Source organism: Mesorhizobium sp. M7A.F.Ca.MR.148.00.0.0, from assembly GCF_003997735.1.
Lineage (GTDB): Bacteria > Pseudomonadota > Alphaproteobacteria > Rhizobiales > Rhizobiaceae > Mesorhizobium.
Genome location: NZ_RZTB01000316.1, coordinates 604 through 891, shown reverse-complemented (window position 1 = coordinate 891; position 288 = coordinate 604). Strand labels below are relative to the sequence as shown.

General features: G+C 61.5%; 1 protein-coding gene. It reads right to left on the bottom strand.

What is annotated here, in order from left to right; translation table 11 throughout:
• Positions 1-45: 45 nt before the first annotated feature.
• Positions 46-288, bottom strand: a 243-nt coding sequence (locus tag EOB49_RS37110; RefSeq protein WP_127383527.1) for a pilus assembly protein HicB, incomplete at its 5' end; no start/stop codon positions are given.

The window sequence follows — 288 nt, the reverse complement described above, 5'->3', positions numbered from 1 at the left end:
TTCTACCGGCTGACTGCCCAGAACTGGCGAAAGAACCGTCGCTGATCAATGTCGATCAGGCGGAAGCTCATCGCCAGCTTGCGGAGGTCCGCCAGCAACCCGCTCAAGCATTTTTCCAAAATCGCCGGCGGACGCATCGCCCGCCCGACGACGCAGGAAATCCGCCGCCGTTTCCATTGCTCCAACCTTCTGCGCCACAGCCGAAGCGATCCACTGATTGAGCGACACGCCATCCGCCTTAGCCAAACGCGCGGCCGCCTCCTTTACCGACAGCGGGAGCTTCAAAGG